Here is a 9085-nt window from a genome sequence, read left to right as displayed (position 1 = left end):
ATGCCGAACCCTTGAAAAGGACTCCTGCCCACCTCTGACTTTTGCCAAAGTCCAGATCCCCGTTGGGGATGACTGAAACAGTTAAGGCGCCGAGAGAATAACCCATTCCACCGAAAACAGCGAAGAATCTTTCCCATTCGTCTGTTTGGCGATTTCTCGGATTCCAACTCCAAACTCCCAGCTTCTATCTTCCGGCTTCCATCGTCCGTTCATAATTTTTATGCCAGAAAATATTTTTGCCATGGCCTTTGTTTTGGCGCGCTTTTGCGGCTGTCATTCCTCATTTTGCCTTCTGCCTCATTGCGTTTTTTGCCCGCCCGTCCGAGCCCAACCTTGACTTCCCGGGGCGAGTATCGCATTAATTCTCCCCACAGCGGACTTCGCCAGGCAATGCCTGTGTCAGGCACGGCGAACCCGCGCTGACGCATGGAAAAATTAAAACAGCTATTCCGCCGGCGAAGCGTGGCTGATCTGCAAGCCGAGGTGCTCGAGGATAACCGCCTCCACCGTGCCCTTGGCCCGGTCAACCTGACCGCCCTTGGCATCGGGGCGGTGATTGGCGCGGGCATCTTTGTGCTCACCGGCCAGGCGGCCGCCAAATACGCCGGCCCTGCCATCGTCTTCTCCTTCATCCTGGCCGGTCTGGCGTGCGCGTTCGCCGGCCTGTGCTACGCCGAATTTGCCGCGATGATCCCGATTTCCGGTTCCGCCTATACCTACGGGTACGCCACGCTGGGAGAGTTCATCGCCTGGATCATCGGGTGGGACTTGATCCTCGAGTACATGTTTGCCGCCTCCACCGTGGCCGTCGGTTGGTCAGGGTACGTCGTGTCGTTTTTGAAAGACCTTGGCATCGTGATTCCCGCGGCGTTCACGTCCGCGCCGTACAACCACGTCGCGCCCACGGATGCCGGCTGGAACATCTGGCGATTGTTCACCGAGGGTTGGACCAGCACCGGCGCGGTGCTCAATGTCCCCGCCATGCTCATCGTGGCGGTGATCACCGTGCTGCTGGTGGTCGGCATCAAGGAATCGGCCACGTTCAACAATATCATTGTCGGGATAAAAATGGTGGTGATCCTGGCATTCATCGGCGTGGGCATCGCCTACATTAACAAGGCGAATTGGCAACCGTTTGTGCCACCCTCGCTGGGGGATGGCCAATTTGGCTGGGGCGGCGTGCTGCGCGCCGCCGGCGTGATTTTCTTCGCGTACATCGGGTTCGACGCCGTCTCGACCGCCGCGCAAGAGGCCCGCAATGCGCAACGCGACATGCCCATCGGCATTCTGGCGTCGCTCGCCATCTGCACGATTCTCTACATTGCGGTGGCGCTGGTGCTGACGGGGATTATCAAATACACGCAACTGAATGTGCCGGACCCGATTGCCGTGGCGATTGATTCCCTGGGACAATCGGTGGCCTGGTTGCGCCCGATCATCAAGATTGGCGCCATCGCCGGATTGTCCTCGGTGATCCTGGTGATGATGCTCGGGCAGCCGCGCATCTTCTACACCATGTCCAAGGACGGTCTCTTGCCGCCGATTTTCAGCGCGGTGCATCCCAAATTCCGCACGCCCTGGCTGGCCACGATCCTCACTGGCATTGTCGCCATGCTTACGGCGGGCCTTTTCCCCATCGGCCTGCTCGGGGAACTGGTCTCCATCGGCACGCTGCTGGCGTTTGCCATTGTGTGCATCGGTATTTTTGTGCTGCGGTTTACCGATCCCGATATTCCCCGTCCGTTCCGCACGCCGCTCTTCTGGCTGATCTCGCCCCTCGGCGCCGGCTTCTGCCTGTGCCTGATGTATGGCCTGCCGCGCGACACTTGGGCCCGGCTCATCGTCTGGATGGCCATCGGCATGATTCTCTATTTCAGCTACGGCATCCGCCACAGCCGCCTCGCCCGCAATGGGAATGGGAAACTGCCGGGCTGATCGCGCGGTGGCAACCCGATTTTTCCATGGAAAATCTTGCCCGATCTGAAACCGACCTCTGGGAAGCCGCCAGCGTGGCAAAAACCATTCAACAGAATTTTTAGGAGTTGGGCGCATGAAAGAAATCAAACAACGTTTGCCTGAGGATTACGCGGTATTATTTGCCGAAATCAAAGAACGAGTTCGCTCTGCCCAATATGAGGCCCTCCGGGCGGTAAACCTGGAGCTGGTGGCCATGTACTGGGATATCGGGCGGTTGATCATTGAACGTCAACGCGAGACATCTTGGGGGAAAAGCGTGGTGGAAAAGCTCGCCACCGACCTGCAACAGGAGTTTCCTGGTGTCAAGGGATTTTCGGTACAAAACCTGTGGTCTGCACGGCAGTTTTATGTGACTTACCGGGCAGACACAAAACTCCAACCATTGGTTGGAGAAATCAGTTGGGCCAAGAACTTGGTCATCATGGCCCGTTGCAAAGACCCTCTCGAACGCGAGTTTTACCTCCGTATGGCCCGCAAGTTCGGCTGGACCAAGGCCGTGCTCATCCACCAGATCGAAAACCAGAGCTACGAAAAAACCCTCCTCGGCCAGACCAATTTTGATCGCACCCTCACGCCCGAACTCCGCGCCCAAGCCAAGCTGGCCGTCAAAGACGAGTACACCTTTGATTTCCTGGAGATGGGCGGCGAACACAATGAGCGGGAACTCGAACGCGCCCTCATTGCCCGCATCGAGGATTTCCTCCGGGCCATGGGCGGCTGGTTTGCCTTTGTCGGCAGCCAGTTCCGTCTCGAAGTCGCGTCCAAGGAATACTTCATTGACCTGCTTTTCTTTCACCGTCGGCTCAAGTGCCTGGTCGCGGTGGATCTTAAAATCGGCGAGTTCGAGCCTGAATTCGTGGGCAAGATGCAATTCTACCTCGCGGCCCTCGATACCCAAGTGCGGCTGGAGGGCGAGAACCCCGCCATTGGCATCATTTTGTGCAAGGAAAAGAACCGCACCATCGTGGAATACGCCTTGCGCGACGCCCGCAAACCCATCGGCGTGGCTACCTACCACACCGTCAAACGCCTGCCTCGAGAACTCCAAGGTGAGTTGCCAGGCCCCGCGCAAATCATCAAACTGCTGGAGGCGGCACCATGAAAGTGTATCTGCCTGGAGGAGTGGCGACCATGCTCGGCGCATGGCTGCTTGCGGTCAGGCCGGGCAGTGCCGCCGTGGAAACGCCGACCGCCCGGCCAACGGGTGATCCCAGCGCCGCACTGTTTGACGCGGGCCGGTTGTTGGAAGTCCGCATTCAGATGGCGACGCAGGATTGGAACCATTTGCGGCTGGAGCATCACGAGCTACTGGCTGCCCTGGGACCCACGCGGTTTGAGCACCCGGAGCCCAAACCCTACACCGTCTATCGGGCGACCGTAACCATCAATGGCGTGGACGCCGGCCAGGTCGGATTGCGCAAGCGCGCCTTTCTCGGGTCCGCCAGTCTCCAGCGTCCCGCGCTGAGTGTCCGGTTCGACGCCTTTGACAAAAAAGGCCGCTTCGCCGGGTTGCGCCGACTGTCGCTTAACAACAATCTGCAAGATCCTTCGCTGGTGCATCAAGTGTTGTCGTACCGTCTCTTCGCCCGGGCCGGGGTGCCCACCCCGCGCTGCAATCTCGCCTGGGTGACCGTGAACGGCAAAGACCTGGGGATTTATTCGCATGTGGAAGCGGTGGAAGAGGACTTCCTCGATCGTAATTTTAGCAACCACAGCGGTAATTTATATGAAGGTCAGGTGAGTGATTTCCGCACCAATTGGGTGAAAACCTTTGAACGCAAGAACCATAAGAGCAGTCCGGATCGCGGCGATCTGGAGAGCGTGGTCCAGGCGTTGCAAAGCGACGACGCGCACCTGCTTGCCCAACTCGATCCGCTGTTGGATGTCGAAGAATACCTGACCTATTGGGCCATGGAGACACTCATCGGCCATTGGGACTCGTATTCCAATGGCGGCAACAACTTCCTGATCTACCGCAAACCCGATACCAAAAAATTCGTATTCATTCCCTGGGGCGCGGATTCGACGCTGGGTGATCCCGACCCGTTTGCGCGAGTCAAAACGCCGGAGTCAGTCAAGGCGGGGATGATCTTGCCTTACCGGCTGTATCATCTGCCCGGAATGCGGGAGCGCTATCGGCAGCGGCTGCGCGAGGTGCTCAAGACCACTTGGAATGAAAGTGAACTGCTGGCGGAAGTGACGCGCCTCGAAGCCATGGTCAGAAGCCACAATCATGTGCGGTCCGAGCATTTTCAGGCCGGTCTGGCCACGGTGCGTGCGTTTATCCGGTCGCGCCGTTCCGAGCTGGAACGGGAGCTTCTCGCCCCGGCGCCTGAGTGGCCGATTCCCCCCAAAGCGACCGCCTGTCTGGAGAAGGTCGGGGAACTACGCGCCACGTTCACAGCCACTTGGCCGGATGAACCGTCTCCTTCCAAACCCCGGGGGCGGATGCGGTTGGAATTAAACGGGACCGAGCATAATTACGCCAATGTGAACGTGCTGGTCGGCCCCGCCACCGACCCGCGTAATGCGGGGTGTCCGGCCATTACTTTGGTGGCGATGGATTGGCTTGGCGCGAAGGCGCAAGTCCCCGTTTTCGTCATCCAGCCCGAGTTCTTCAAACCCGGTGTCACCAACCAACTGGATGGTTTTGGCTGCGCGGGTTTCCTGCTCGAAGGCCGGCTGCTGCAACTCGACATCAAATTCGCCAGCATGGTGCTGGGAACCTTGGAACTGCGCGAGGCCGGCATGACCCCGGGCGACAAGGTCAGCGGCAAAATCGCGGCCGATATTTACCAGTGGCCGTAGCCGGGTTTTTAAAGGGCACGGTGCCTTTATTGCAGGTACATGCGATAGAACCGTCCGCTCGCACCGCTGGTCAGGTTGCTGATGGTGTGCAGGTTGCCGTCCCCCGGGAAGTTGGTCAACGCCTGCCAGAGCGTCTGTTGCAGGTTGTCCTTGTATTCAATATATACCGTTTTGCCCACCTCGGGCCGCAGGCTGAATAATATCTGCCCGCTGGTGATCGCCGGCGGGAAGATCGCCGGCGGGATCACCGCCGGTTGCGTCACGAAGTTCAAACTCCAGCCAGCCACGCTGCCAGCGGCCGCCCCATTGGTGCTGCCAGCATTGATGAACAAACTCCACACGCCATTGGGGTCGCTCCCCGTAAACGCCGCCAAATTGGTGGCGTACCCATTCGTGGGCGCTGGGGCCGGCAAGGCCGGCACCAGCCCGATCACCGTTGGCCGATACACTCCGCTGGTAATCGCGCTTTGCGCCGGCACCCCGGTGGCCGCCGTGTCATCAAAGGTCAAGGTCGCTCCCGCAACCGGCGCGCCGTTGGACCCGCCCGCCAGGAACAGGACCGCCTGCCCGGTCGGGCTGACCAACAACATCTGTAAATCCGCCGGGTAGGGATGCGTCAAATTACTCACGGTGAGCGTCACTTGTTGAACGCTGCCCGTGACCCCCGCAATCAGGTTGGTAAACGGATAAACCGACGCGGGACCCGCACTCGGAATCGTGATGGTTCCGGCCACACTCGCCGTGTTGGTATGGATCTGGCCGGGGGGCAGGATGAGCAGGCGCGCCGGCGTGCTGGTCACCACCCCATAGGTATTCGAGATCACCAGCGAATAAGGTCCACTTTGAACATACTGCACCTGGGCGAGGCTTAATTGCGTGTTGGTAGCGTGGGCGAGCGCCGTCGCATCCAGATACCATTGATACTGCATCGGCAGGTCGCCGCTCACCGTGACGCTCAAATTGGTGCCGCCATGCAACGGGACCGTGAGGCGTGATGGCGGGTTCTGCACCACGACGGGCGGACGGCCAATCAAAATCTGGTCCACCCACCCGGCATCCTGCCCGGCGCTCACACTGCCATTCTTAACGTAGTTCCAGCGCACTACGTTGGTACCAGCAGGGACATCATAGCCCACCCGGGTCCAGTCCACTTCGCCGGAGATGAGGTTGGTGCGCACGCCATTGAGGGTGAACTCCAAATAATCAGTGTTGGTTTCCGAGGAGACCTTCCACCAGAACCCGATGTGGCTCGGGCCCACCACCGTTATTTCCATCCAGGATTGCATGGCGTCTCCAATGAAACCGCTTTGCGCCGCCGCCACGCCATCATGGGTGATGGTCGGCAATCCCAGCCACGGGGCGTCCCCCCCGGTGGCCACCGCCAAACCCGGGTTATTCACCGCCACCGCCAAGGGTAATAGCGGAATCACCGTCAACGTGGCTATACTGCTGGTGGCGCTGCCATAGAGATTGGTGACCACAACGTAATAGTTCTTCGCATCGGCCGGTTGCGCGTTGGCAATGCCAAGCGCCGCGACCCCTCCAAATGCCGCGCCAAACGTATTGGCAATGGACAGCCCGTTGGAATACCCAATGGGCGCGCCGTTGTAGTACCATTGATAAAGCAAGGGTGCAGTGCCGGTCGCGGTCACACTAAAGGTCGCGTTGCTGCCGATAATGACCGATTGATTGGTCAACACACTGGTAATCTGCGGGGGGGTGGGAACCGCCACTTGGACTTGGTCCAGCCACGCCGCATCCGTGCCGCTGGCGCCGCTGCCATCCTTGATATAACGCCAGCGCAACACATTGGTTCCCGGCGCCAGCGCGAACGTGCGTTGGTGCCAGTCAATTTCCCCGGAAATTTCAAACTGCGGGTAGGGCGGCGCGCCGTTGTTGGGATAAGGCGCGCCATTGGTGTAGAATTGCAGTTTATCAAACCCGAGTTCCGAGGAAACTTTGCAATAGAAGCTCAGGGTGGCCGGCCCGACCACGGTGGTTTCAATCCAACTCTGCTGCCCATCGCCAATCTTTCCACTTTGGTCGGCATTCACACCATCAAACGTCGTGCTGGTTTCCGGGAACCAGTAGGCATCACCCCCGGTGGTCCAGACGAGGTTGGTGGCATCCACTGCGATCGCCAGGGAAAACACGGTAAGCAAGGCATTGGAACTGGTCGCCTTGCCCAAGGCATTGGTAATCACCACATAGTAGGTGCCGGAATTGGTTACCTGGGCGGAAGCGATGGTATAAGTGGAGTTGTTGGAATTCGTGATGGGCGCGCCGTTGAAATACCATTGGTAATACATCGGCAACGCGCCAGTGGCGACGACATTGAAGGTCGCGCTTTGCCCCACGATGACAGCCAGACTTTGCGGTTGGACGGTAATGATGGGCGGCGTGGGGTCGGCCCCGATGCCGAAGGTCATCGTCGTTCCACTCAGGGAAAAATTGCGCAACAACAGGTTTGAATTGGTCCCATCCCACCAGTGCGCGTTCGGAGCGGTGCTATCGCTAAACTGGTTGGCATAGCCAGACGCAGTATTGCCGAGGAAGTACAGGTCCTCGGTTTCTCCACTATTTACATTATTTTCAAAATCCCAAAGATTGTCCGCTTGTACAAGGGTGACCTCATAGTTCAAATGGGAGGTGTTGGGCGTCAAACTCTCGTTATTTTTATCCCCCAACTCATCAATATGCCAGATCGCTATGCCACCATTGGCTGGGATATATGAATCATGAACGGCCTTTTGCCGGTTTTCCAACAGAAAGTACTCCGTGGCAACACCCGGCTTTTGATAGCGATAAAAGAAATTAAAATTCGTTCCCATAGCCGACGTTAAAACTCCTGTCAACATACTGGTGTTGTTGATGTTACTGATGTTCGCCCATCCCGCCGCCGTTTTCAGATAGGCACACACCTGAACTGGATCCAAGCCACCATTACCCCAATTACCGTTGTTCATGAGACAGAACATGCCTGCCCCACCTACGGAACTCCCGTCATAATCATAGATGTCGGGAAAACCGCAGAGCATGTGCCCGTTTTCATGACAAAAAGTGCCAATGGCCAGGCTGGATCCCATGTCGGTTATTTCATAGTTGTAAACCTTTGGCCCGCCGGCATACAACGCCACCGGAGCAGCCAGGCTCCAAGAATGCGGCCACAAACCCAGAGACCAACCGGAAGAGACCGAGCCGGCGTAAAACACATTAAAAGCTCTAACATTACCAGAACTATTGGTGCTCAATGAGGCAAATAAAGGCACAAAATCCGTGTTAAAATTAGGCAGGGCTTGCATGGCCGTGATGACGTCGCCCAGCAATAAACGCGCTTGCGTTCCGGCGTCTTTGGTGCCGTCATCATAATAGGTCTTGGGTTGGGGCGCGCGCACATACAAGGTGACCATGTTGGAATAGGTCAGCCGGTTGTTGGAAACGTCCTGATAGTATTTTTTTACGGAACTCCGATTGCCATACATCGTGAAATTAGTCCCGTTACAGAAATCCCAGACATTGGTCGGGGTGATGGTCCCGACTTGGTCGCTGAAATCAATCAGCAGGGTCAAACCCACATAGTTCCCGATGGTCGGATTCGCGGGCGGCGAGTTTTGTATCCCGCTGGCCGTTGCGGCTTCGGCTGCATGTGCGGAGGCCTTCAAATCCTGCCAGCGCTGCGAGACTTGCGTGGCATCGTCCCAGATTTTATGACGAGCGGCCGCCTTTTTTTGGACGGTGGCCCTGGGGGCGCGCAAATGCTGCACCAATCCCAAGTCCTGCCCCTGTGCCTGATGCACCTGTACCCCGGAGGAAACCAAATCGGATTTGTCATCCGTCAGCTTGGCGTAACAATGGGCACGCACCGCCGGATCATAGATCGCGGTATAACCATTCACCGTTTCAAAAACGGCATAAAACTCATCCCCCTTGCCGGATAATTCTATGCGGGTACCATCCGGTTGAGTAAAGGTGAACAGCTTGGCAAACGGCGCCGCCAAGATGCTAAATGAAAGCAGCACAAAGGCCAGGAGCGTCCATAAACCGGAAGCCGGTCTTTTGGAAGACATTTTCTTCATGAGTAATGGCATTTTAAAGCGTTTTATCTTGCCCAGCAACCTAAAATGTATTCCGGCTTGCCGCAAGCCTTTTTTGGCTCCTCGCTATTTTGAATGGAATAGGGGGCCAGCTAAATCCGAAAGCCGATGGCTGGCACGCGGTTGGTGGCCGGTTCGCTTTTCACGTTGAAACGCGGCATTTTTCCAGCCCGGCGACGGCCACAGGCGTCGGTGGCTCCCCTCAT

4 protein-coding genes are annotated in these 9085 nt (G+C 57.6%); 3 read left to right on the top strand and 1 reads right to left on the bottom strand.

The features are described 5' to 3' along the window. The first annotated feature begins 426 nt into the window (after positions 1–426). The 3 genes from WCO56_07090 (at position 427) to WCO56_07080 (ending at position 4785) form a co-directional block, all read left to right on the top strand. Positions 427–1935, top strand: coding sequence for an amino acid permease (locus tag WCO56_07090; protein MEI7729319.1), 1509 nt, complete (start codon positions 427–429; stop codon positions 1933–1935). A gap of 115 nt (positions 1936–2050) precedes the next feature. Then, on the top strand, positions 2051–3079 hold the full coding sequence (locus tag WCO56_07085) for a PDDEXK nuclease domain-containing protein (GenBank protein MEI7729318.1): 1029 nt from the start codon (positions 2051–2053) through the stop codon (positions 3077–3079). Beyond that, positions 3076–4785, top strand: coding sequence for a CotH kinase family protein (locus WCO56_07080; protein ID MEI7729317.1), 1710 nt, complete (start codon positions 3076–3078; stop codon positions 4783–4785). The genes WCO56_07085 and WCO56_07080 overlap by 4 nt, the downstream gene beginning before the upstream one ends. Positions 4786–4811: 26 nt before the next feature. Here the strand turns inward: WCO56_07080 and WCO56_07075 are convergent, their stop codons facing one another. Next, positions 4812–8861, bottom strand: coding sequence for a M6 family metalloprotease domain-containing protein (locus tag WCO56_07075; protein MEI7729316.1), 4050 nt, complete (start codon positions 8859–8861; stop codon positions 4812–4814). Positions 8862–9085 lie beyond the last annotated feature (224 nt).

This window comes from Verrucomicrobiota bacterium (genome assembly GCA_037139415.1).
Taxonomy (GTDB): domain Bacteria; phylum Verrucomicrobiota; class Verrucomicrobiia; order Limisphaerales; family Fontisphaeraceae; genus JBAXGN01.
This window is presented reverse-complemented; position numbering and strand designations above follow the sequence as displayed.

Bases quoted from the DNA above. Each gene is read 5' to 3' on its own strand.
- WCO56_07080 (MEI7729317.1), top strand. From the start codon at position 3,076: ATGAAAGTGTATCTGCCTGGAGGAGTGGCGACCATGCTCGGCGCATGG.
- WCO56_07075 (MEI7729316.1), bottom strand. From the start codon at position 8,861: ATGAAGAAAATGTCTTCCAAAAGACCGGCTTCCGGTTTATGGACGCTC.
- WCO56_07085 (MEI7729318.1), top strand. From the start codon at position 2,051: ATGAAAGAAATCAAACAACGTTTGCCTGAGGATTACGCGGTATTATTT.
- WCO56_07090 (MEI7729319.1), top strand. From the start codon at position 427: ATGGAAAAATTAAAACAGCTATTCCGCCGGCGAAGCGTGGCTGATCTG.